Below are 22594 nucleotides of genomic sequence, written 5' to 3'. Positions count from 1 at the left end.
ACCCCATTTTAATTGTCTTTTAAAATTCTTGCTGCTTCCTTAGCAAAATAGGTAATAATGATATCAGCTCCAGCTCTTTTCATAGACAATAAACTTTCCATCATCACTTTATCTCCGTCAATCCAACCTTTTTCGGCGGCGGCTTTTACCATCGCATATTCTCCACTAACATTATAGCAAGCAATAGGTCTATCGAAATTATTTTTCAAATCGCGAATAATATCTAAATAAGATAATGCTGGTTTAACCATTAAAATATCTGCACCTTCTTGATCATCAAACGTTGCTTCACGTAATCCTTCATCTCTATTAGCAGGATCCATTTGATATGTTCTTCTATCTCCAAATGTTGGTGTAGAATCTGCTGCATCTCTAAAAGGACCATAAAATGCTGAAGCGTATTTTACAGAATAACCCATAATTGGTAGATTTACAAACCCAGTATTGTCTAGTGCTTCACGAATTACTTGGATTGTACCATCCATCATTCCTGAAGGAGCCACCATATCTACTCCTGCTTTTGCATGAGAAACAACTTGCTTGGCAATATTTATCAAGGTAGCATCATTATCTACGTCATGGTTATGAATGATTCCGCAATGCCCGTGAGAAGTGTACTCACAAAAGCATACATCTGTGATTACATATAAATTTGGATAGTTTTTTTTGATAAAACGTATCGCTTGTTGCATGATTCCATTGTCATTCCAAGTTTCTGTTCCTTCATCATCTTTTTCAGATGGAATTCCAAATAATAAAACTGCAGGAATTTTCAATTCAACAACCTCATCCAGCTCTTTAGAAATTGTATCTAAAGAATATCTTTTGATTCCTGGCATAGAAGGAATTTCAGATTCGATATTTTCTCCTTCTTCAATAAATAAAGGGTAGATAAAATCATCTACAGACAATTTGGTTTCTTGTACCAATCGTCTAATTCCTTCTGAGGCTCTAAGTCTTCTAGTTCTATTGTACATAATGAAGATTTACTAATTCTATCACACTTTCCACAGTAGGAACTTTAGCAACTTCTACTTGACTAAAGTGTTTTTTTGCTTCTTTTGCTGTTGATTCTCCAATGCAAAAAGCTATTTTATCTTTTGGATTTTTTTGCACATAACTTTCTACAGTAGATGGGCTATAAAATAACACCCCGTTCACTTTTTCATTAACATCAGCTGGGCTATACATTGTTTTGTAGGCTTCTACTTCATGTACCCTTATTTCGTTTTCAGACAATACTTTAGGAAGGGTGTCTAATCTTAAATCACTACAGAAATAAGTCACCTCTTGACCTTTGATATTTTCAGATAAATATTCTGCGAGTTTTTGTGCATTTTTTTCAGAGTGTTTTACTTCTCCAATTTTTTGAGTGATAAGCTTTTTAGTTCTTCGTCCTACGCAATAAATATTTTTAAAATTTAGCTCTTCTTTTGTGAAATTATTCAAGATAGCCTCTACTCCATTTTTACTAGTAATGATAACATTTTCAAGCTCTTTTTTCATCACTTTAGGCGCAATTCTATTGAATCTTATTTTGATAAAATCTGAACTTTCAGAAGCAATATCATCATGAAAAAGCTTAGTTTGACTTTCTGACAATGATTTGGTAGAGTATACAGAAATGCGTTTTTCAATCCCCTCATCTTCTAACATTAACTCTTTACCTCCTCTATTGATAATATAATCTGCACAATCTTTTGCTAGATAACGATGACGTTTTACAGGAGCTGTTTTTGTGACTTGAATTTTCTTTTTCCCGTCTCTTGATAATAAAACTCCCTTAAAATTAATTTCTTCAGTTCGTTCATCAATATATGCTAAAGCTCCAATAGGCGCAGTACATCCACCTTCTAAACGATTTAAGAACTCACGTTCTATTTTAGTACAAACTTCGGTTTCATAATGATTTAATTGTTCACAAGCATCTTTCACATATTCATCTTCCTCTAAAGCTGCAATCATAATAGCTCCTTGTGCTGGAGCTGGTGTCATCCATGAAAGGTTTATAGCTCCTTTAGGTCGTTTTCCTATTCTTTCTAACCCTGCTGCTGCGAAAATGGCACCATTCCAATCATTATCTTCAAGCTTTTGAAGACGAGTATTTACATTTCCTCTTAAATCAACCACAGTATGCGTAGGATAGCGATCTAACCACATTGCTTTTCTTCTTAAACTTCCTGTAGCTATAATTGCTTCTTTTTGCGCGAAAAACTCTTCGTTGTCTTTTAGAACAAGAATATCATTGTAATTTGCTCTTTTTAAAACAGCAGCTTGAATAATTCCTTCTGGTAAAATAGTAGGAACGTCTTTCATTGAATGTACTGCAATGTCAATATCATTATTGAGTAAAGCAATATCTAAATTACGTGTAAATACGCCTGTAATTCCTAATTCATAAATAGGCTTATTGAGAATGATATCTCCTGTAGATTTTACAGGAACGATCTCAGTTTCATATTCAAGCTCATTCAACATACGTTGAACTTTTTTGGCTTGCCATAGTGCTAATTGACTATCGCGTGTACCTATTCTAATAATTTTCTGCATAGAGTTTGGTTAGGCTTTCCCGAAAACTTTTGACATCACTTGAATACTATCGTTTACTGATGTTTCTTCTTCTTTCAGGTGTTTTACAAACTGAGTTGTAATTTTTTGTATGAATCTATTCGTTAGCATTTCTGCTTGATCTTCATCGAAGTTTTTGATCTTTTTTCTATGAAAACTAATCTCGTCTTTTTGAATGGCCTCTAGTGATTCTTTTAGCGCATTAATAGCCGGTACTAATTTCCTATGATTTAACCATTCGTAAAATTCTTCCTTATGAGTTTCAATAATTGATTCTGCAAAAGGTACTTCTTTTTTTCTTAAGGCTAATGTTTCATCAGTAATCTTAGAAAGTTCGTCAACATTAATCAATTTTACAGCATCAAAATTAGCTACTTCTTCATCTACATTTTCTGGCATCGACAAATCTAGGATTAATAACTCTTTGTCTTTGGCAACATGTTCTGAAGTTACTGTAGGTTTATCTGCTCCAGTTGAGACAATAAGAACATCAGCATCGGCAATTTCATTAGATAAGTTTTCTATTCTAGCTTGTCTAATTGAAGGATGTTCTTTTACAAAAGCAATAGCTTTCTGTTCTGTTCTATTGATTAAACAAACAGAAGTGTTTTGTGTATATTCTGCTAAGTTCTTACAAGTATGTTTTCCCATCTTGCCCAAACCAAAAACCAAAATGTTTTTTTGATTATAATCTGGAACATTCTTAATCATGTATTGAACAGCAGCGTAGGAAACAGAAGTAGTTCCCGAGCTAATTTTTGTTTGGTTTTTAACTTTTTTACTAGCTTGAAAAACTAGGTTAACCAGCCTTTCTAAATAAGCATTTACAGTTTGTAATTCTTTGGCTAGTTTAAAAGCGACTCTTAATTGACCAACTATTTCATAGTCTCCAAGAATTTGACTTTCTAATCCTGTTCCGATACGGAAAAGTTGATTAACCGCTTCTTTACCTTTGAATACATTTGAGATTCTAGCAAACTCTTCTACATTTCCATCGGAATAATCACAAAGAAGTTTAATTAATTGATACGGATGCTCTGCAAAACCTGTAATTTCAGTTCTATTACATGTAGAAATCACAAAAACATGAAAACCTTGAGATTTAGCATCTTTTAACAATCTAACTTGATTTTCTTTAGATAAACTATATCTACCACGAGTATGGGCATCAGCTTTTTTGTAGCTAACTCCAATGTTGTATAGGTTTGTTTTTTGGTTTTCTAACAATGTCATATTCTTAAGACTGGTCAAAAATAAAAAGTTACGTTCTAAAAAAATGTCGCTAAAAGTACTTTTTATATCGTTCTATGTTTTTTAGATGCTTTTTATTTTAAAAACTTGTTCAATGTCTTACATTTGTAGTAAAATCAATAGATTTAGACTTTCTTATGTAGAATGATTCTAAATAAAAGTGTTTTTTTATAAAACTTGATCTATGTCAAAAAATGTCGCTGAAAGTACTTTTAAAGAAATAAACCTAGAGAATGGGTTCCATCTTCTTGAGTTTCAAAATATAAGTGAAAATGTTCAAAAATTTGAACGTGATATTGACAGTACTTTTATCCAATTACATTTCTGCATTAAGGGGAACTCTAAATTTTTGTTTAATGGAGGTAGTTATACTTTTGATGTGTTAGACAAGAGATCAATTATCTTGTACAATCCGCAAAGAAAACTCCCAATCAACTTAGAGATTTATCCAAAATCAACATTGATATCATTGCTTATTCCTATTGAAAAATTCCATTCACTATTTTCTAAAGAGGCTAGTTATATTCCTTTTTTAAGTGAAGAGAATAAGAATCGTAAATATTACGATGATACTGAGATTAAGCCTACTGTTTTAATTGTTCTTCAACAAATTATAAACTCAAATGTTAATAGCTCAATACGAGATTTATATGTTAAAGGTAAGATATATGAGCTGTTAAGTTTACATTTTCAGCACGATGAAACTAACTTGGCTGAATATTGTCCTTTTCTAGTTGATGAACAAAATGTTCTTAAGATTAGAAAAGCAAAAGATATTATAATTACAAATATGGCTGAACCTCCTAGTTTGCAAGAACTTGCCAATGAAATAGGGCTTAATATAAAAAAGTTAAAAGAAGGGTTTAAACAAATCTATGGAGATACTGTTTATAGCTTCCTTTTCGATTATAAAATGGAACATGCCAGAAGGTTGTTAGAAAGCAATCAGCATAATGTAAATGAAGTTGGTTTAAAAGTTGGATACAGTACTGCTAGTCATTTTATTGCTGCATTCAAGAAAAAATTTGGCACTACTCCTAAGAAATACGTAATGTCTTTGAACAATTAATCAATGTGTAAATTTTAGCAATGAAGCAATTAAGTCATTACGAAATTCAGAACAAGCAACTAAAATTTCCAATTACCATTGTTTGTGACGCTATACGAACTCCTGAAAATATCGGGATGTGTTTTCGAGTTGCTGAAAGTTTTGGTGTTTCAAAAATCTATTTGCATGAAAGTTCTCCTAAAACTGAAAATAGAATCGTAAAAAAAACAGCACGAAGCACTATTAATCAAATAGACAATGAGGTTTACAATGACTTTAACCAATTGGTTCAAAAGTTAAAAAAAGAGGGAAATACAATTATCGGGATAGAAATTACAGATAAAAGCATTGATATTCAGGATTTCAAATTTAAAAATCATCAAAAAATCGTTTTACTTTTAGGGAGCGAAAGAAGTGGAATACATAACACAGATAATATAGATGCTACAATCGCAATTCCCATGTATGGAAGAAATTCTTCTATCAACGTTGTACACAGTATGACTATTGCATTGTACGAAGCTACAAATCAACTAAAAAGAAACTGAGAATAAATTCATCAACAAATGAAAGGAATTTTACTAATTAATTTAGGGTCGCCTGATAGCACAAAGACAAAAGATGTTCGTAAATATTTAGACGAATTCTTAATGGATGAGCGAGTTATTGACATTCCCTATTGGAAACGTTTTTTATTAATCAAAGGAATTATTTTAAATGTTAGACCTAAAAAATCTGCCGCAGCTTACAAAAAGATATGGTGGGAACAAGGCTCTCCTTTAGTTGTTATTTCTGAACGTTTTACAAAAAAAGTAGCTGATAAAGTAAACATTCCTGTTGCGCTTGGCATGCGTTATGGCTCTATGAGTATTGAAAAAGGAATGAAAGAGTTAACCGATCAAGGTGTAGATGAGATATTATTAGTTCCATTGTATCCACATTACGCAATGTCTTCATACGAAACTGTAGTAGCTAAAGCAGAAAGTGTTTTAGCCAAAAATCATCCAGAAACAAAAATGGATGTATTCCCTGTCTTTTACAATGAGAAAAACTATATCAAAGCTATGAGTTCTAATATCAAAAAGCATTTAGATGATTACGATTATGATCATGTTTTATTTTCTTATCATGGAATTCCAGAACGCCACATTTTAAAATCAGACACAACTCAAAGTCATTGTAAAATAGACGGAAGCTGTTGTGACACCCCTTCTGAAGCTCATAAGACTTGTTATAGACATCAGTGTTTTGAAACAACAAAAGAGATTGTTAAAGAGCTAGATCTTAAAGAAGGTACTTATAGTAATTCATTTCAATCACGTTTATTAAAAGACCCTTGGTTAAAACCTTACACAGATTTCGAATTTGAACGCTTACCTAAAGAAGGCAAAAAGAAACTTGCAGTAATAGACCCTTCATTTGTATCAGATTGTTTAGAAACATTAGAGGAAATAGCAATGGAGGGAAAAGAGCAATTTACAGAATCTGGAGGGGAAAATTTTAAATACATACCTTGCATGAACGATAATGATGATTGGGTAGATGTAATGGTGAATTGGATTAACAATTGGGAAAAGCAATAATCAATGAACATTGACAACTAAATATTATGGAACTTTTATACGCTAAGTCTTTACATATCATTTTTGTAATCACCTGGTTTGCTGGGTTATTTTACATGGTTAGATTATTTATCTATCATACTGAAGCAGAACAAAAAAATGAACCTGCTAAAAGCATTTTACAAAATCAATATAAACTAATGAGCAAACGCCTTTGGTATATTATTACTTGGCCTTCCGCTATTTTAGCAAGTTTATCTGCCTTATGGATGTTGATACTTCAACCTGGTTATTTAACCGAAGTGTGGATGCATGTAAAACTTTCCTTCGTATTTGCGCTATACTTTTATCATGCTGCATGTCATAAGATTTTTAACCAGTTACAAAATGATGAAGTTAAATACTCTTCATTTAAACTTCGTATGTGGAATGAGGTAGCCACTTTACTGCTTTTTGCTATTGTTTTTACAGTAGTGCTTAAAAATGCTATTAGCTGGATTTGGGGAGTTATAGGAATTCTTTTATTTGGTATTCTTTTAATGCTTTCAATTAAATTGTACAAAAAGATTAGAGAGAAAAAAGATTGGGACAATAAAGCAAATGAAAATTCTGAGGAGAACGATGAAGATTAAATTTGTATCACATGCATCTTTTATTACAAAAGTAAATGGTAAAAATATTATTTGCGATCCATGGGTAAAGGGAAAAGTCTTTAATGATGGCTGGGCCTTACTATCTCCTGCTTATAGAATTGATTGGAGCTCTATAGATTACATTTATATTTCGCATGAACATCCAGATCACTTTAATTTTCCTACTCTTAAAAGTATTCCAACAGAAGATAAAAGTAGAATAAAAATCTTATACCAAAAACACGCTTCTCTACGTTTAAAGAATGCTTTTTTAAAACTTGGATTCAAAGAAGTAATTGAATTATCAATATACAAATGGTCTACAATAGATGATATCGATTTCTATTGTGGATCTGCTGGTTCTATGGATGCATTCCTTGCAATCAGACACAACAATCAAACATGTTTAAACCTCAATGATTGTGTTTTCAATAATAAGCAATACAATTATATTAAAAGGAAAATTGGAAAAATTGACATTTTATTCACACAATTTTCATTTGCAAATTGGGTTGGAAATGATAAAGACGAATATGATGAATGTGGTCAAAAAATTGAAGACATTAGAAAACAGATTGAAATTTTCAAACCAACCTCAACTATTCCCTTTGCAAGCTTTGTTTATTTTTGCAGTAAGGAAAATAGCAGAATGAATGATTGGGTAAACACTCCTAAAAAAATTGCCGACCTAAATCTTAATGGTGTTAATTTCATGTATCCTGGAGACGAAATTGAAGTACAAAATCCTATTTTCAAATCTTCTGAAGCTGTTAATCTATTTATGGCTGATTTTCAAAATATTGAAATTGACAAAACTCCTGAAACCATTTCTCTTCAAGATATCTTAAATACAGCACAAAGTAATCTAGCTACTTTTCACAAAAAGATAAATCCTCTTTTTAGAAAGTTTGTGAAGCCCTTTTCTATCTTTATTCATGATTTAGATAAAACAATTCTCATAGATCCTAAAAACAATAAAATTTCTTTAACCCAGAAATCAAAAGCCAAATATGAAATGTGTTCTCAGGTTTGTTGGTATATGTTTAAATGGGGTTGGGGAGCTAATACGCTTCAAGTATCTGGAATGTATAAAGATTTAAAAATGGACCAACCTACATCTAAATACTTCTTTTTTCAAAATATGATATCTACTGAATATCTTCTTTTGAAATCATTCAAACAGGTTATTAGAACGAGTCACTTTTTTTACAGAAAAAAATGGGAGCTTTTTTATAAATTTTTCTAATTCTTATTTAACTCTTTAAAGACTGTTCAAACGGAATTCTATTCAAAATACTTCTTCCTAAGGTAACTTCATCAGCGTATTCTAACTCGTCTCCTACTGAAATTCCGCGAGCAATGGTAGATGTTACAACTTCAAGTTCTTCAATTTGTTTGTAGATATAGAAATTTGTAGTATCTCCTTCCATTGTTGAACTCAAGGCGAAAATCAATTCTTTGATTTCTCCTCTTTTTACTTTTTCAACGAGACTTTCTATTTCTAAATCCTGCGGACCTATTCCTTCAATAGGAGAAATCTTTCCTCCTAAAACATGGTAAAGACCTTTGTATTGTGCTGTATTTTCAATAGCCATTACGTCTCTGATATCCTCTACCACGCATACTATTTCAGGATTTCTATTAGGATTATTACAGATATCACACAACACCGTATCTGAAATATTATGACATTTTTGACATGACTTCACCTCATTTCTCAGCTGCTGCAAAGCCTCTGCTAAATACCCAGTATTCTCAATAGGTTGTTTTAATAAATGTAGTACCAAACGCAATGCTGTTCTTTTTCCAATTCCTGGCAAACGAGACACTTCGTTTACAGCATTTTCTAAAAGTTTTGAAGAAAAATCCATCAAGGCAAATGTACAATTTTGAATTATGAATTACGAATAAACTAATCCACAAATAAACTCTATATTAGTGCTTATTAATTTGTGTAAACATAATGCAACCACTTCATATTTTATTATTGATTGCTGCATACTTTGGTGTGTTGATTTTCATTTCTTACATCACAGGTAAAAAAGCTGATAATGCAACTTTTTTTAAGGCTAACAACTCTTCTCCTTGGTATCTAGTTGCTTTTGGAATGATAGGAGCATCTCTTTCAGGAGTTACTTTTATTTCTGTACCAGGTTGGGTAGAAGCTGATAGTATGAGTTATATGCAAATGGTCTTAGGTTATGTTGTTGGTTACGCTGTTATAGGATTGGTTTTACTCCCTTTGTACTACAAACTTAACCTCACTTCCATTTACACGTATTTAGAAGATCGTTTTGGGCGATATTCTTATAAAACTGGAGCTTCTTTTTTTCTTTTATCAAGAACTATAGGAGCTGCTTTTAGATTGTTTCTAGTAGCCAACGTATTGCAGTTGCTCTTGTTTGATGAATTTGGAGTTCCTTTTTGGGTTACAGTTACCATCACCATTTTATTAATTTGGCTATACACATTTAGAGGAGGAATTAAAACCATCGTTTGGACCGACACTCTTCAAACACTATTTATGTTAATTGCTGTAGGGGTTTGCATTTATACAATCTCTGATGAAATGAATATCTCTAACATCTTTAGTTATGTTGGCGACAGTGAGCTTTCTAAAACTTTTTTCTTTGAAGATTACAAAGCTGGAAGTTATTTCTGGAAACAGTTTTTCTCCGGAGCTTTTATTGCTATTGTCATGACTGGTTTAGACCAAGATATGATGCAGAAAAACCTGACTTGTAGAAACCTAAAAGATGCTCAAAAGAACATGTTTTGGTTTACAATCGTATTAGTGATTGTTAATTTTTTCTTTTTAGCACTTGGAGTATTGCTAACAGATTACGCACAACGAAATGGAATTGATGCTCACAAAGACCAATTGTTTCCAATTATAGCAACCAAAGGAACTTTAGGGTTAGCAACCGCTATCTTCTTTTTGTTAGGATTGATAGCCGCCGCTTACTCAAGTGCCGATTCAGCATTAACTTCATTAACTACTTCCTTTAGTATTGATATTTTAGAAGTAGAGAAAAGAAACAGTAAAGAAGAACAAGAAAAAATTAGAAAAAAGATTCATGTTCTATTTTCATTCATTCTGATTCTAACCATTCTAATCTTCAAATACATTATTGCAAATGACAGTGTGATTGCTAATATCTTTAAAGCAGCGGGATATACTTATGGCCCACTATTAGGGCTTTATGCTTTTGGATTGTTTACAAAAACAAAAGTAAAAGATAAAATTGTTCCTTTTATATGTATTATAGCTCCTGTCCTTACATTCATAACAAATTACTTAACTATTGAATTCTTTGGTTTTGACTTTGGCTTTTTTGTATTGGTTTTAAATGGATTTTATACGTTTATTGGGTTAACTCTTTTTAAAAAATAGGTTGTGGGAAAATTATTAAAGTTTTTAGTAGAAGAATTTGGCTTCCTCTTTGAGGATTATCCATTAGAATCGGGAATTGTTTTAATTCTTATCGCAAGTTTCTCTATTTATCTCCTAAGAAATAGGGTTTTTTATATTAAAAACAGAGTTCCCATCCTATACTTTTTTCTTAATCTAAGAACTCTTTTATACATAGTGGGTATAATTGGAGTGAGTCAAGTATTAAAAGGACTAAATATTTACAACTCAATTCTAAAAGATTTTATTGAAGGTATGGAGGTTTTTGAAAAGGAATACCCCATAATATTAGGCAGCTTAATTACTAGTATAGGTATATATTTTATTTATGATAAATTTAAAATTGCTGATGAAGAAATAGAAGAGCTTGAAAGTGATTTAAATAAATATAAATTTTGGGTTTTTACAATACTAATTATTCTTATTGGAGTATTAATGATATACAGAAATATTTAAAATGAATATACAAGGAAAATGGAAAGGCTATTATGAATATGGAGATGGTTATGCCTTGCCTTATTTTGGGAGTAAAGTTGAAATTGAGGTTATAATTTCTTTAGATAAAGAAGGTAGATTAAACGGCTCTGTTAATGAAATACAGTCTCCTTTTTCCGTTCCAATGAAAGCAGAAATTACTGGATTCATTGATCAAGATTTAATTTCTTTTATCAAAAAATATGATGCTTATCCATTTATAAATGAAAACAATGAGTGTGAGATAAATTCAGACAGGAAATTAGAAATTCCACATAATGGATATATAGACATTAAGAATAATGCTATCTATGGCACATGGAGTATTGAAGACCCATATGAACAAGACGGGCATCAATATATTGACTTTCTTTCTGGCATTTGGCTCCTAAAGCGCAATTAATTGCTTACTTCTAACTTTTTAAAATACGTGTCAAAATTCTTTATTAAAGAAAATAGTTTCAAAAAAATGCAATAAAATACTGCTACCTCGTCTTTATACTTGAAGACCTCTAACGAAAGAGACATACATGACTTCTGAGACAGAAAACGAGCAACAACTAAAAACATTCTTCAGTGATGAGTATCATAACCTAAAGGCTTATGTACATTCAAAAATTGAAGATAGTACCGATCGGGATGCTGAAGACATTATTCAGGACGTTGCTTTAAAAATTCTTTCTCGAAATCAACGATCACCTGTCAATAACATTGCAGGGTTTTTCTATCATTCCATAAAGAATAGAATCATAGACTTATTGCGTAAAAAACAACGATACACACACGCAGAAGAGAGTTTCGAAGATCAGTTTAATGACTTTGTTGAACTCTTCTACGGTAAATCAAACAATATCATCTATTCAGAAGAAATGAAGCTTAAATTGAAAGATGCCATTTTCAGCCTGAAACCAGCTTACAAAGACATTATTCTTGCTGTAGATATTGAAGGATATAGCTATAAAGAAATTGCTATCGAAACGGGAATTCCTGAAGGCACACTACTTTCTAGAAGACATCGGGCAATCTCACAATTACATAAAAAATTAGAATCATTAAAAGACAATATCAATTAAAATATAAATCATGAAGAATTATTTTAAACACAAACTGAGAAGTAAAAATCCCGCAGTGATAGTAGGAACTATACTATTGATTATCATATTAGCTGTTACATTTTTTGTGTTATTTGGCTATGTAATCATGTATTTATGGAATTGGCTGATGCCTTCTATTTTTGGACTGACCACAATTACTTTCTGGCAGGCTATCGGACTGTGTCTTCTTTCTAAAATCCTCTTTGGAGGATTTGGTGGTGGAGATAAGAGCAGTTCAAGCGAAGAAAACAAGTGCAAACCACGAAAATCAGGTAAAAAATCGTCTTCCGATTTCTCAAAATGGAAATATTACGAATCATTTTGGCAAGAAGAAGGAGAAAAAGCCTATGAAGAATACATCGATAAAAAACAAGGGAATATCTCTGAAGAAAATTTAGGAAAAGAATAAAAACAATGTACTACAAATCTGTAAGACTGATTATTTTAAGAACCAATATAAAATCAAAAAAGAATTTAAAAAAAGTAAAATCTTTATTAGACAATCACCCAATGATTTTTAACTGGTCTGTTGATTTGGAAGATATCGATAATGTTTTAAGAGCCGAAGTTTCTAGCGACATGAGTATTGCAAACGTGAATGATATCATTCGGAAAAAGGGATTTTATTGCGAAGATCTTCCCGGAGTTATTAGCTTTTAGGAGTGAACTTTAGTTTGTACTTTTACTTTTCTAAACAAGAGCAATGTCCAAAGACCTGAGTAATTATAGAAAATCTTACGAAAAGGAAGAACTTTTAGAAGCAAACTGCCCTGAAAATCCAATAGAGTTATTCCAGAAATGGTTTTTACGCGCAGATGAATCTGATATGGTTGAGGAAACCAATGCTATGAATATTTCTTCAATTGGCTTAGATGGTTTTCCAAAGAATAGAATTGTTTTACTAAAGAAATACACCTGGGAAGGATTTATCTTTTACACAAATTACAACTCTGAAAAAGGAAGAGCTATTCAAGAAAACAATCACGTTTGTCTATCATTTTTTTGGCCCGCATTAGAACAACAAATTATTATTAAAGGGAAAGCAGAAAAAATTGCAGAAAATTTATCAGACGGTTACTTTGAATCTCGACCAGATGGAAGCAAATTAGGCGCTTGGGCATCCAATCAAAGTCAAGTAGTAGAATCAAGGGAAGTATTAGACGAAAACCTAAAAACTTATCAACAACATTTTGAAGGAAAAGAAATTCCTAGACCTTCTCATTGGGGAGGTTTTATTGTAAAACCAGTATCAATTGAATTTTGGCAAGGAAGACCTAATAGAATGCATGATAGAGTTCGTTATACCTTGTTAGAAGATTTTTCTTGGAAGCTAGAAAGATTAGCTCCTTAATTTTTTATATTTACATCAATCAAAAAACCATCGAGTGAAAACACTCTACATTGTTAGACACGCAAAATCGTCTTGGAAATACGAAAGCGTAAATGATATAGACAGACCTCTTAAAGAGCGAGGAATAAATGACGCTCATTTGATGTCTAAATTTCTTTCAGAAAAAATAGACAGACCTGATGTTTTTATTTCTAGTGTAGCCAATAGAGCTTTGCATACTGGAGTTATATTTTGTAGAAATTTCAATTATCCTTTTTCTAATTTAAAAATCAAAAAAGAACTCTATAGTTTTAGTGATGGTTATTTGGTGAAAACAGTAAAAGCATTAGACGATAGTTTTAATTCAGCCATTATTTTTAGTCACGATCACGGTATTAACACCTTTGTGAATAAATTTGGAAGCAAACCAATAGCACATGTAACTACTTGTGGAGTTGTTGGTATTCGATTTGACGAAAAGCATTGGAAAAACATCAAAAAAGGAACTACTGTCTTAGTAGAATTCCCAAAAAATCACAAATAAGACCTTTTGATTTCAATTAAAAAATATGGTGCAATTGATATCGGCTCTAATGCCATACGTTTGCTCATTTCTAATGTTATTGTAAAAAACGATAACGAGCCTCAATTTAAAAAATCATCTCTAGTTCGTGTTCCTATTCGTTTAGGAGCCGACTCTTTTGTGAAAGGAAAAATTAGCGATGAGAATACAGCAAGAATGATTGAAGCAATGGAAGCTTTTAAACTATTAATGAATGTTCACGGGGTTGAAAAATACAAAGCTTGTGCTACATCTGCAATGCGTGAAGCTAGCAATGGCAAAGAAGTTGCCGAAAAAATCCTTGAAGAAACAGGTGTTCAAATTGATATTATTGGAGGAAAAGAAGAAGCAGCCATTATTTCTTCAACAGACTTGAATGAATTGATTTCTGGAGAGAAAACATATTTATATGTAGATGTTGGTGGAGGGAGTACTGAGCTAACCGTTTTCTCTAAAGGAGAAATTGTAACTTCTAAATCCTTCAAAATAGGTACTGTACGTGTTCTTAACAACACAAAACAAGAAAATAAAGAAGTCTTTAAAAAAGTAGAAGCTTGGATTAAAGAGAATACAAAAACCTACAGAAAAGTAGCTCTTATAGGTTCTGGAGGTAATATTAATAAACTCTTTAAGATGTCTGGAAGAAGTGAAGGAGCTCCTATTTCTTATATCTATTTAAATGCTCAATACCAATTCTTAAAGAAAATGAGTTATGGAGAGCGTATTACAGAACTGAGTTTAAATCCAGATAGAGCTGATGTAATTATTCCAGCAACCAAAATCTATTTAGCTGCAATGAAATGGAGTGGCGCAAGAAAGATACACGTTCCAAAAATTGGTTTGGCTGATGGAATTATTAAGAGTCTTTATTACAATAGTGTAGAACCTGTTGATTAAACTTTTCTTGATCTTCCAAAAACTTCGTTTCAATTTCAACATAATGCAAACCATGCATTCTATCAGCTAATCGCATAAAGTCTTTTTCTGTTGTAAGCATTATTTTTTTATCTGTAGAAAGCTTTTCGAATTGGGCTTGTATCTCTTTAATATCATGTCCGCTAAAATGATGATGATCAGGGAAATTTAAATGGTGAACTTTGCAATTTTTACCTTCAAAAAATCCTAACAAAGGTTTTGGATTTGCAATTCCTGTAATCAATACAATTTCATAATCTTGTATGGCTTCAAGAGCTATTTCCTTAGCTCCTTTTGTCTTCTCATGGTAATCTATATAACTAAAAAATACTTGCTGATTTGAGTTCGCTTTTAATTTCTTTCGAATTTTCTCTTGCTGAGAGTCAGAAAGATCTTTAGAACACTTTGTAACTACAATTATATCCGCTCGTTTTGCCCCTCTTTTGCTCTCTCGTAAGTTTCCTGTTGGCAATATAAAATCATCAATATATAAATCATCATACCTCGTCAAAAGGATATACAATCCTGCTTTTACTTTTCTATGTTGATAAGCATCATCCAATAGAATCACATCTGGATTCACTGTTTTTTTAAGTTGTTGAATTCCGTGTACTCTTTTCGCATCAACAGCTACAGAAACAGTATAGAATTTCTTAAAGAACTGCAAAGGTTCATCACCTACATCTTCCGCTGAATGAGAATCGTTTAACAATACAAATCCTTTTGTTTTTCTCTTATACCCTCTGCTTAGAACAGCAACTTTTTTATCCTTTTTTAAGAGGCGTATCAAGAACTCGATCTGCGGAGTCTTTCCAGTTCCTCCAACGCTCAAATTTCCAACAGCAATAACAGGAATATCAAAACTAGTTGATTTAAAAACTCCAGCATCGTAAAAGAAATTACGAATCGTGGTAATTAGATCGTAAACTAGAGTAAACGGAAACAATAAAAAACGAATCACTTTCATTGAATACGAAAGTACATTAAAAATAGTAACTTTGGTTTCAAATTTTGATTTATGACCATTAAAGATGTTGCAAAAACCATTGAAGAAATTGCTCCTTTGAACTATGCTGAAGATTTTGACAATGTTGGATTGCTTGTAGGAAGTTATGAAACCAAAGTAACTGGAGTTTTGGTTACTTTAGATACCTTAGAAGAAACTATTGACGAAGCTATTGCCAACAACTGCAACCTTATTGTAAGTTTTCACCCTATTGTTTTTAGTGGGTTGAAAAAACTTAACGGTAAAAATTATGTAGAAAGAACCGTTTTAAAGGCTATTAAAAATGATATAGCAATTTACGCAACGCATACTGCGCTTGATAATAGTAAAGTAGGTGTGAGTGCAAAAATGTGTGAAGTTTTAGGCTTAACAAATACTAAGATTCTAATTCCTAAAAGAGGAATTGTAAAAAAACTAATTACTTACGTTCCTTCTTCTGAAGCAAAAGAATTAAGAGAAAAACTTTTTGAAGCTGGGGCTGGAAACATTGGAAATTATTCTGAAGCGAGTTTTAATTTTGATGGCTTAGGAACCTATAAAGGCAACTCTAATTCAAATCCTTCTATTGGAGAGAAGGAAAAACAACATCAAGCTGATGAAACTTGTATCAAGGTTATTTTTGAAACCAAAGATGAAGCTGCTGTGATTAATGCTTTAATAGAAAATCACTCTTATGAAGAAGTTGCTTATCAAATAATTTCTACAGAAAATGTTCATCAAGATGTTGGCATGGGAATGATTGGAGAATTAGCAGAAGAAATGAGTGAAGATGATTTTCTAAATTACACTAAAATGATCTTTAATACGGGGTGCATAAGACATTCTGAAAAGCTTTCTAAACCTATTAAAAAAGTTGCCGTTTTAGGAGGTTCTGGAAGTTTTGCTATTTCAAATGCGATTGGAAAAAAAGCTGATGCATACATTAGCGCAGATTTTAAATACCATGACTTTTTCAAAGCTGAAGGTAAAATCTTACTCACAGATGTCGGACACTATGAAAGTGAGCAGTTTACAAAAAACCTTTTGGTTGAGTATCTTACAAAAAAATTCACTAGTTTTGCAGTCATTTTATCAGAAAAAAGTACAAATCCAATTTATTATCTATAAACATGGCAAAGAAGAAAGAAGTTACTGTTGAAGAAAAATTAAGAGCACTTTATGATTTACAATTAATCGACTCTAGAATCGATGAAATTAGAAGTGTTAGAGGTGAGTTACCTTTAGAGGTAGAAGATTTAGAAGATGAAGTAGCTGGATTAAACACAAGACTTTCTAACTTGTCTGAAGATGTTGCTAATTTAGAAACAGATATCAATAACAAAAAGTTAGCGATTGAAGAATCTAAATCTTTAATGAAAAAGTATGATGAGCAACAGAAGAAAGTAAGAAACAACAGAGAGTTTGATTCTTTAACTAAAGAAATCGAATATCAAGAATTAGAAATTCAATTAGCTGAAAAACGCATCAAAGAGTTCAAAGTGAAAATTGAACAAAAGAATGAAGTAATTGAAGCTACTAAGGAAAAACTAGATTTGCAACAACAACATTTAGATCATAAAAAATCTGAGTTAGATGCAATCTTAAAAGAGACAGAAAAAGAGGAGAAATTGTTAATTGAAAAATCAAAAGAATTTGCAAATTCAATTGACGGTCACTTACTTACTGCTTATACTAGAATCAGAAACAAAGTAAAGAACGGTTTAGCTGTTGTATCTATTGAGAGAGGTGCTTCTGGAGGTTCTTTCTTTACCATTCCACCTCAAGTACAACTTGAAATTGCAACTAGAAAGAAAATTACAATTGATGAACACAGTGGAAGAATTTTAGTTGACGCTGCTTTAGCTGCAGAAGAGAAAGAAAAAATAGACGGATTATTCGCTTAATCTAGTTCTTTATAACTCATAAAAAAAGCTCAGAAAAATTTCTGAGCTTTTTTTATGAATCTATTTTATCCTAGTTAGTAATCTAAAGTCTTTAAATAACTCAATTTTTGCTTCCAAACATCAAGTCCTTGTTTAAATTCAGCAATACTATTACGTACATTTTTCACCAAAGGATTATCATCAGTCGCGTTAGATATAAAACTTAAGTTGTTTTCTAGCTGTTGTATTTCTCGAACACTCTCGTCTATTTTCTTACGAATAAAAAGTTGTTCAGAATCTAGTTTTCTAATATCGTTATTTGCTAAATATCCATTTACAATATTTCTAAACTTCAACATAGCAACCTCTTCTTTTCCTAAAGACATTCCGCTTAAAGCTTTGTCTACAAATTTATTGAACTTAGCATCTATATTTCTAGCACTTCTGGGCAATCTACCAAGATTAGACCATTCATTCATCAAATCACTAACAGCCTCTTTTGTTGTATAATCCTTTTCTTTAAGTCCTTCTAAAAATGCTACTTTTTGGTTTACAACCTCTTGTTGCTCTATACTTAAAGAATTCTTTTGACTATGATATCTATCAAAATAGTGATTGCATGCTGCTTTGAATTTTTTCCAAATGTCATCTGAGAATTTTCTTGGTACATGACCAATCTTTTTCCAATCAGCTTGAATCTTTTTAAATGTGTTGGTTGCAGACACCCAATCTTCACTGTCTTTTAGTGATTCTGCCAATTCTATTAATGCCAACTTCTTCTTCAAGTTGTCTTGTTGTGAACTTTTTTCTTGTTTGTAAAAAGTGTTTTTTGCCTGATTGAACTTTTTAGTAGCTGTTTTGAATTTCTGCCAAACAGCTTCACTTTTAGAATATGGCAATTTACCAGCATCAAAATATTTTTGACGCAGAGCTTCTATTTCTTTAATACTATTTTGCCAATCGCTATGGCTTGTATTTTTAGAGAAATCAAACGCATTTATTTCTTCTACTACAGCTAATTTCTTTTCAATAATTTCACTGTAATGAGATTTCATTTCTCTAAAATATTCATGCCTTCTGTCATGAATCTTCTTAGTGGCCTCACTAAACTTTTGCCATACTTCTTCTCTCATTTCTTTGGCCACAGGACCAATATCTTCTTTCCAAAGTTTATGAAGTTTTTGCAACTCTTTAAAGGCTAAGTTAATATCGTTCTCTTCAGATAACTCTTCAGCTTTTTTAATCAGCTTTAGTTTTTCTTCAAGGTTATTTTTGAAATCTAAATCTCTAAAATCATTACTTAAATGTAGTAAGTCATAAAATCTCTCTACATGATGATGATAAGTTCTCCAAGTATCATTGTATTTATTTTTAGGAACTGCTCCTATAGATCTCCATACATTTTGCAAATCTCTAAACGACTTATACATTGTTTTTGTATCTGCATTCTCAATTAAAGATTTTAAATCCTCTATTACCTGAAGCCTCTTCTCTAAATTTTCTTTGAGTTGTTTTTCTAGATTTGAATAATAGGCGTCTCTCTGTTTCTTATAATCAGAAAGCAATTTATTATAGCGTGTTTTAACTGGGCTAGAAAACTGAAAATCAATTGAATTTCCTCCTTCAGCTAAAAAAGCTTCTTTCTTTTCTGCTAAAAGTTTTCCAAATTTTAAGTTGAACGCACTCTTAATTCCTTCAGCATGTGTTTTAATTTGTTGTACTGGATTCCCCTTTAAAAGCTTTTCAAGTTCATCAGCAAGCTCTTCCAATTCCATCTTATCATAATCTTTTGAAGGAATTACTGCTTTTTCATCATCTTTCTCAGCTTCCTCAGCCACTTTGTCTTCAATTGCTTCAACTGCCTTGGTAGTTTCTTCTTGAGTTTCAGGTGTAGCTTTTTCTACTTCACTAGATTCAGATTCAGAGGTTGATTCTTCTTTTGATTTTGATTCAGAAGTGTTTTCAGTTGGTTCATTAATTTCTCCTTCAACTTTTTCTTCTTTGGGGTCTAACATGTCTACAATGTTTAAGGTTCCTAATATTCAGTCTATAAAGATAACGATGTCTTACAAAACCACAAAAAGAAAAGGTTAAGATTCAGGAAAACTATTTATTCCAAATTCTCCAAGATTCTTCAGCTTGTAATTGAAGCATTTCAAATCCGTTTTTAATTTGTGCTCCTTTAAAATTTCCTTCTTTTAAGAAAGCCGTTGTTTCCGGATTGTAAATTAGGTCATACAAAAGGTGATTTTTAGTAAGATATTGGTAGGGTATTGCAGGTTTTTGATCCACCTTAGGAAAAGTTCCAATAGGTGTGCAATTGACAATTATGGTATAACCCTGCATTAAATTTTCATTCAGATCTGAATACGCAACTTCATTTTTCCGTTTTGGGCGTCTTGATACTTTCAGATAATCAATTCCAAGTCGTTTTAACACATAGGCTACTGCTTTTGATGCTCCTCCAGTTCCAAGAATTAATGCTCTTTTATGATGCTCTTTTAACAGAGGCTCTAAAGATTTCTGAAAACCAACAACATCTGTATTATAGCCTTTTAAGTTTCCTTTTTTAGTGATTCTGACAGTATTAACCGCCCCTACTTTTCTAGAAATCTTATCAACTTTATCTAGATATAAGAAGATGTCTTGCTTATAAGGAATTGTAACATTCAATCCTTTTAAGCAAAACTTAAATTCATGAATAACCATAGAAAACTCTTCAATAGATTGAATATCAAAATTCACATATTGATGATTTGTAAGCTGAAGCTCTTCAAACTTTTTTGTAAAATATCCTTTCGAGAAGGAATATGAGATGTTTTTTCCAACAAGCCCAAAAAGTGCTTTATGAGGTTTTTCTTCTACCATAATAATCGATGCCTAAAATTAAAAGGATTCCTACTAATGCATAAAAAATGGCGTACCAATTTGTATCAACAGACAGATCTGGAAGAAAGCGTTTATAATTTTCAACAATTTTATTTCCGTTTTGATCTAATAAAAAATCACCTCCGACTTGTTTAAACACTTTCTCTTTCCAAGGCCATACAATTCCCAAAGATCCAGTAATAAAACCTATAATAACTGCAGTGACTATTTGATGCCATCTTTTTAGAACATAGCCTAAGACATGGGAAATAGATACCAATCCGAAAGCAGAACCTGCAGTAAAAACCCCAATGATTTTTAAATATCGTATGCGCTCTGGATCATCAATAAATTCGAAATTCCCAGAAAAAATATCAGTTAACACTCCAAAAAGAGCATTTACAGAATCTACTAATAATAATACATAGTTACCCATTAAAATGAGAATAAAAGAACCTGAGAGTCCAGGTAGTGTCATTCCAGAGACACCTATGATACCACAAATAAAAACAAACCAAAGATTATCATTCTCTCCAGCTGGGGTTAAAAAACTAATTCCAACTCCAACAGCAGCTCCAATAACTAAGGAAAATGTATTTTTAAAATTCCACTCGCCAAAGTCTTTTCCAATATACCAAATAGAACCAATGATCATTCCAAAAAACCAACTCCAAACATACAGTTCGTAGTGTTTCAAAAAATAATCTAAAACCAATGATACGCTAAAGTAACTAAAGATACTTCCTGCTATAACAAGTCCTAAAAATTGAGCATTTATGTAGTTGAAAAAACTTCTAAATCTTCCATTAAATAATAGTTTAAAAGCTTTTCCATTAATTTTCTGAAAAGAATAAATCAGTTCTTCATAAAAGCCTAAAACAAAGGAAACAGTACCTCCAGAAACGCCAGGAACTTTATTAGCAGCTCCCATAGCAAGTCCTTTAAGAAAAAGGTAAATCTTTTCTATTAAGGTTCTGTTTTTCTGCATTAATTTTTACTTGTTGCTAATCTTTCCAAAAGTAAAATGAGTCCAAACCCTATAACTGCTAAAATGGTAGCATACATAAGTTGTGGTTCTCCTTCAAAAGAATTGGGTGATATACTAACTTGTTTTAAAGGAACTTCAATCCCATCAGAATTAGTTCTCCAGGTTAATGTTTCTTTCCATGGCCATATCTTATTTAAAGAGCCAATAATAAAACCAGTAAGTGCAGCCAATGTGTAGTTTTTATATTTAGCGAAAAGCCATTTTAAAATTCTGGAAAATGACAGTAATCCAATAACTGCTCCTACCATAAAAACGACTATACTAACAATATCTTTGCTATTTACAGCATTTAAAACAGGCTTATATGCACCTAATAAAACTAAAATGAAAGATCCTGATATACCTGGTAATATCATTGCACAAATAGCAATCATTCCTGCAATAAACAAAAACCACATGGAAGAATTTTCGCTTACCATGGGGTTTAGTGTTGTTATGTAATAAGCAATAGCTGCTCCGAAAGCCAATAGAAAAACACTTCCGAAATTCCATTTTGTGATTTGCTTAGCTACATAGATGATACTAGCTAAAACTAGCCCGAAGAAAAAAGACCAAATTAAAATAGGATGTTCTTCCAATAACATTTCGATTAACTTTGCCAACGAAATGATGCTTACGAAGATTCCTGCAAAAAGTGCTAATAAAAAGTTCCCATTGACTTGAGTCCAAACCGCCTTAATCCCTTCTTTTCTTAAAACTTTAATTAATCCGAAATTAAAACTGCTAATTGAAGTTAGTAATTCTTCATATATCCCTGAAATAAAAGCGATTGTACCACCAGAAACACCTGGAACCACATCTGCGGCCCCCATAGACATTCCTTTCAAGGAGACAATAATATAATCTTTTAAAGTTCTGCTCATAGTTTGATTGTTTGTGTTTACGAAGATAGCAGAAAAACCCAAACAATCTCAAAAGAAAAAAAGCCGAAAATTCGGCTTTTTTCAAATTAATCAAACCCC

Annotated in this window: 25 protein-coding genes; 16 read left to right on the top strand and 9 right to left on the bottom strand. The window is 31.9% G+C overall.

Annotation, left to right across the window (positions count from 1 at the left end):
* Window positions 1-8: 8 nt before the first annotated feature.
* Genes hemB through hemA form a run of 3 tightly spaced genes read right to left on the bottom strand, consistent with a single transcriptional unit; the run spans window position 9 to window position 3801 of the window.
* Window positions 9-977 (bottom strand): porphobilinogen synthase, encoded by a 969-nt coding sequence (gene hemB / locus AAON49_RS11160; RefSeq protein WP_349554637.1) that lies wholly within the window; start codon window positions 975-977, stop codon window positions 9-11.
* A complete protein-coding gene (gene hemC, locus AAON49_RS11155) occupies window positions 967-2550 on the bottom strand; it encodes a hydroxymethylbilane synthase (protein ID WP_349554635.1) in 1584 nt (527 codons plus the stop codon). The genes hemB and hemC overlap by 11 nt, the downstream gene beginning before the upstream one ends.
* Window positions 2551-2559: 9 nt before the next feature.
* Window positions 2560-3801 carry a glutamyl-tRNA reductase gene (gene hemA / locus AAON49_RS11150; RefSeq protein ID WP_349554634.1) on the bottom strand — a complete coding sequence of 414 codons (1242 nt, stop codon included), beginning with the start codon at window positions 3799-3801 and terminating at the stop codon, window positions 2560-2562.
* A 202-nt stretch (window positions 3802-4003) separates the two neighbouring features.
* Between hemA and AAON49_RS11145 the strand changes: the two genes are divergently transcribed.
* Genes AAON49_RS11145 through AAON49_RS11125 form a run of 5 tightly spaced genes read left to right on the top strand, consistent with a single transcriptional unit; the run spans window position 4004 to window position 8307 of the window.
* On the top strand, window positions 4004-4888 hold the full coding sequence (locus AAON49_RS11145) for a helix-turn-helix transcriptional regulator (protein ID WP_349554633.1): 885 nt from the start codon (window positions 4004-4006) through the stop codon (window positions 4886-4888).
* Window positions 4889-4908: 20 nt separating this feature from the next.
* The gene (locus AAON49_RS11140; RefSeq protein WP_349554632.1) at window positions 4909-5415 is read left to right on the top strand and encodes a TrmH family RNA methyltransferase; all 507 of its coding nucleotides are present in this window, start codon (window positions 4909-4911) and stop codon (window positions 5413-5415) included.
* A gap of 18 nt (window positions 5416-5433) precedes the next feature.
* A complete protein-coding gene (gene hemH / locus AAON49_RS11135; protein ID WP_349554631.1) occupies window positions 5434-6450 on the top strand; it encodes a ferrochelatase in 1017 nt (338 codons plus the stop codon).
* 26 nt (window positions 6451-6476) lie between these two features.
* Window positions 6477-7061, top strand: a complete 585-nt coding sequence (locus tag AAON49_RS11130) for a CopD family protein (RefSeq protein ID WP_349554630.1) — start codon at window positions 6477-6479, stop codon at window positions 7059-7061.
* Window positions 7051-8307, top strand: coding sequence for an MBL fold metallo-hydrolase (locus tag AAON49_RS11125; RefSeq protein ID WP_349554629.1), 1257 nt, complete (start codon window positions 7051-7053; stop codon window positions 8305-8307). The genes AAON49_RS11130 and AAON49_RS11125 overlap by 11 nt, the downstream gene beginning before the upstream one ends.
* Before the next feature lie 7 nt (window positions 8308-8314).
* Here the strand turns inward: AAON49_RS11125 and recR are convergent, their stop codons facing one another.
* A complete protein-coding gene (gene recR, locus AAON49_RS11120) occupies window positions 8315-8932 on the bottom strand; it encodes a recombination mediator RecR (protein ID WP_349554627.1) in 618 nt (205 codons plus the stop codon).
* 92 nt (window positions 8933-9024) lie between these two features.
* On the opposite strand from recR, the gene AAON49_RS11115 reads away from it, so the two are divergent.
* The 9 genes from AAON49_RS11115 to AAON49_RS11075 all read left to right on the top strand — a co-directional run bounded on the left by AAON49_RS11115 (window position 9025) and on the right by AAON49_RS11075 (window position 14830).
* Complete coding sequence (locus tag AAON49_RS11115; protein WP_349554626.1) at window positions 9025-10455, top strand: sodium:solute symporter; 1431 nt, start codon at window positions 9025-9027, stop codon at window positions 10453-10455.
* A 3-nt stretch (window positions 10456-10458) separates the two neighbouring features.
* Window positions 10459-10929 carry a hypothetical protein gene (locus AAON49_RS11110; RefSeq protein ID WP_349554625.1) on the top strand — a complete coding sequence of 157 codons (471 nt, stop codon included), beginning with the start codon at window positions 10459-10461 and terminating at the stop codon, window positions 10927-10929.
* A gap of 1 nt (window position 10930) precedes the next feature.
* Window positions 10931-11350, top strand: a complete 420-nt coding sequence (locus tag AAON49_RS11105; RefSeq protein ID WP_349554624.1) for a hypothetical protein — start codon at window positions 10931-10933, stop codon at window positions 11348-11350.
* Window positions 11351-11477: 127 nt separating this feature from the next.
* Window positions 11478-12020: an RNA polymerase sigma factor gene (locus AAON49_RS11100; protein WP_349554622.1), complete on the top strand. Its 543-nt coding sequence runs from the start codon at window positions 11478-11480 to the stop codon at window positions 12018-12020.
* A 10-nt stretch (window positions 12021-12030) separates the two neighbouring features.
* The gene (locus AAON49_RS11095; protein ID WP_349554620.1) at window positions 12031-12450 is read left to right on the top strand and encodes a PTS sugar transporter subunit IIC; all 420 of its coding nucleotides are present in this window, start codon (window positions 12031-12033) and stop codon (window positions 12448-12450) included.
* 5 nt (window positions 12451-12455) lie between these two features.
* Window positions 12456-12701, top strand: coding sequence for a hypothetical protein (locus tag AAON49_RS11090; RefSeq protein ID WP_349554619.1), 246 nt, complete (start codon window positions 12456-12458; stop codon window positions 12699-12701).
* Window positions 12702-12744: 43 nt separating this feature from the next.
* Window positions 12745-13392 (top strand): pyridoxamine 5'-phosphate oxidase, encoded by a 648-nt coding sequence (pdxH, locus tag AAON49_RS11085; protein ID WP_349554618.1) that lies wholly within the window; start codon window positions 12745-12747, stop codon window positions 13390-13392.
* Between the two features lie 34 nt (window positions 13393-13426).
* Complete coding sequence (locus AAON49_RS11080; RefSeq protein WP_349554617.1) at window positions 13427-13915, top strand: SixA phosphatase family protein; 489 nt, start codon at window positions 13427-13429, stop codon at window positions 13913-13915.
* 6 nt (window positions 13916-13921) lie between these two features.
* Window positions 13922-14830, top strand: a complete 909-nt coding sequence (locus tag AAON49_RS11075) for a Ppx/GppA phosphatase family protein (RefSeq protein ID WP_349554616.1) — start codon at window positions 13922-13924, stop codon at window positions 14828-14830.
* Here AAON49_RS11075 and lpxK read toward each other — a convergent pair.
* Window positions 14790-15815, bottom strand: coding sequence for a tetraacyldisaccharide 4'-kinase (lpxK, locus tag AAON49_RS11070; protein WP_349554614.1), 1026 nt, complete (start codon window positions 15813-15815; stop codon window positions 14790-14792). The genes AAON49_RS11075 and lpxK overlap by 41 nt on opposite strands.
* Window positions 15816-15866: 51 nt before the next feature.
* Here lpxK and AAON49_RS11065 point away from each other — a divergent pair, with 51 nt between their 5' ends.
* Together AAON49_RS11065 and AAON49_RS11060 are read left to right on the top strand one after the other, a co-directional pair.
* On the top strand, window positions 15867-16961 hold the full coding sequence (locus tag AAON49_RS11065; protein ID WP_349554613.1) for a Nif3-like dinuclear metal center hexameric protein: 1095 nt from the start codon (window positions 15867-15869) through the stop codon (window positions 16959-16961).
* Between the two features lie 2 nt (window positions 16962-16963).
* Window positions 16964-17737, top strand: coding sequence for a zinc ribbon domain-containing protein (locus tag AAON49_RS11060; RefSeq protein ID WP_349554612.1), 774 nt, complete (start codon window positions 16964-16966; stop codon window positions 17735-17737).
* Window positions 17738-17811: 74 nt separating this feature from the next.
* On the opposite strand, the gene AAON49_RS11055 is transcribed toward AAON49_RS11060, so the two are convergent.
* The 4 genes from AAON49_RS11055 to AAON49_RS11040 all read right to left on the bottom strand — a co-directional run bounded on the left by AAON49_RS11055 (window position 17812) and on the right by AAON49_RS11040 (window position 22495).
* A complete protein-coding gene (locus AAON49_RS11055) occupies window positions 17812-19731 on the bottom strand; it encodes a DUF349 domain-containing protein (protein ID WP_349554610.1) in 1920 nt (639 codons plus the stop codon).
* A 91-nt stretch (window positions 19732-19822) separates the two neighbouring features.
* Window positions 19823-20584: a shikimate dehydrogenase family protein gene (locus tag AAON49_RS11050; protein ID WP_349554609.1), complete on the bottom strand. Its 762-nt coding sequence runs from the start codon at window positions 20582-20584 to the stop codon at window positions 19823-19825.
* Window positions 20562-21572, bottom strand: coding sequence for a DUF368 domain-containing protein (locus AAON49_RS11045; protein WP_349554608.1), 1011 nt, complete (start codon window positions 21570-21572; stop codon window positions 20562-20564). The genes AAON49_RS11050 and AAON49_RS11045 overlap by 23 nt, the downstream gene beginning before the upstream one ends.
* Complete coding sequence (locus tag AAON49_RS11040) at window positions 21572-22495, bottom strand: polyprenyl-phosphate transporter (RefSeq protein WP_349554606.1); 924 nt, start codon at window positions 22493-22495, stop codon at window positions 21572-21574. The genes AAON49_RS11045 and AAON49_RS11040 overlap by 1 nt, the downstream gene beginning before the upstream one ends.
* Between the last annotated feature and the right edge of the window lie 99 nt (window positions 22496-22594).

Origin of the sequence: Pseudotenacibaculum sp. MALMAid0570, from assembly GCF_040151415.1 — a bacterium.
Taxonomy (GTDB): domain Bacteria; phylum Bacteroidota; class Bacteroidia; order Flavobacteriales; family Flavobacteriaceae; genus Polaribacter.
The sequence above is the reverse complement of the archived record's forward strand: the minus strand, read 5'-3'. Positions and strand labels throughout refer to the sequence as shown.

Bases quoted from the DNA above. Each gene is read 5' to 3' on its own strand.
- hemB (WP_349554637.1), bottom strand. From the start codon at position 977: ATGTACAATAGAACTAGAAGACTTAGAGCCTCAGAAGGAATTAGACGA.
- hemC (WP_349554635.1), bottom strand. From the start codon at position 2,550: ATGCAGAAAATTATTAGAATAGGTACACGCGATAGTCAATTAGCACTA.
- hemA (WP_349554634.1), bottom strand. From the start codon at position 3,801: ATGACATTGTTAGAAAACCAAAAAACAAACCTATACAACATTGGAGTT.
- AAON49_RS11145 (WP_349554633.1), top strand. From the start codon at position 4,004: ATGTCAAAAAATGTCGCTGAAAGTACTTTTAAAGAAATAAACCTAGAG.
- AAON49_RS11140 (WP_349554632.1), top strand. From the start codon at position 4,909: ATGAAGCAATTAAGTCATTACGAAATTCAGAACAAGCAACTAAAATTT.
- hemH (WP_349554631.1), top strand. From the start codon at position 5,434: ATGAAAGGAATTTTACTAATTAATTTAGGGTCGCCTGATAGCACAAAG.
- AAON49_RS11130 (WP_349554630.1), top strand. From the start codon at position 6,477: ATGGAACTTTTATACGCTAAGTCTTTACATATCATTTTTGTAATCACC.
- AAON49_RS11125 (WP_349554629.1), top strand. From the start codon at position 7,051: ATGAAGATTAAATTTGTATCACATGCATCTTTTATTACAAAAGTAAAT.
- recR (WP_349554627.1), bottom strand. From the start codon at position 8,932: ATGGATTTTTCTTCAAAACTTTTAGAAAATGCTGTAAACGAAGTGTCT.
- AAON49_RS11115 (WP_349554626.1), top strand. From the start codon at position 9,025: ATGCAACCACTTCATATTTTATTATTGATTGCTGCATACTTTGGTGTG.
- AAON49_RS11105 (WP_349554624.1), top strand. From the start codon at position 10,931: ATGAATATACAAGGAAAATGGAAAGGCTATTATGAATATGGAGATGGT.
- AAON49_RS11100 (WP_349554622.1), top strand. From the start codon at position 11,478: ATGACTTCTGAGACAGAAAACGAGCAACAACTAAAAACATTCTTCAGT.
- AAON49_RS11095 (WP_349554620.1), top strand. From the start codon at position 12,031: ATGAAGAATTATTTTAAACACAAACTGAGAAGTAAAAATCCCGCAGTG.
- AAON49_RS11090 (WP_349554619.1), top strand. From the start codon at position 12,456: ATGTACTACAAATCTGTAAGACTGATTATTTTAAGAACCAATATAAAA.
- pdxH (WP_349554618.1), top strand. From the start codon at position 12,745: ATGTCCAAAGACCTGAGTAATTATAGAAAATCTTACGAAAAGGAAGAA.
- lpxK (WP_349554614.1), bottom strand. From the start codon at position 15,815: ATGAAAGTGATTCGTTTTTTATTGTTTCCGTTTACTCTAGTTTACGAT.
- AAON49_RS11065 (WP_349554613.1), top strand. From the start codon at position 15,867: ATGACCATTAAAGATGTTGCAAAAACCATTGAAGAAATTGCTCCTTTG.
- AAON49_RS11060 (WP_349554612.1), top strand. From the start codon at position 16,964: ATGGCAAAGAAGAAAGAAGTTACTGTTGAAGAAAAATTAAGAGCACTT.
- AAON49_RS11055 (WP_349554610.1), bottom strand. From the start codon at position 19,731: ATGTTAGACCCCAAAGAAGAAAAAGTTGAAGGAGAAATTAATGAACCA.
- AAON49_RS11050 (WP_349554609.1), bottom strand. From the start codon at position 20,584: ATGGTAGAAGAAAAACCTCATAAAGCACTTTTTGGGCTTGTTGGAAAA.
- AAON49_RS11045 (WP_349554608.1), bottom strand. From the start codon at position 21,572: ATGCAGAAAAACAGAACCTTAATAGAAAAGATTTACCTTTTTCTTAAA.
- AAON49_RS11040 (WP_349554606.1), bottom strand. From the start codon at position 22,495: ATGAGCAGAACTTTAAAAGATTATATTATTGTCTCCTTGAAAGGAATG.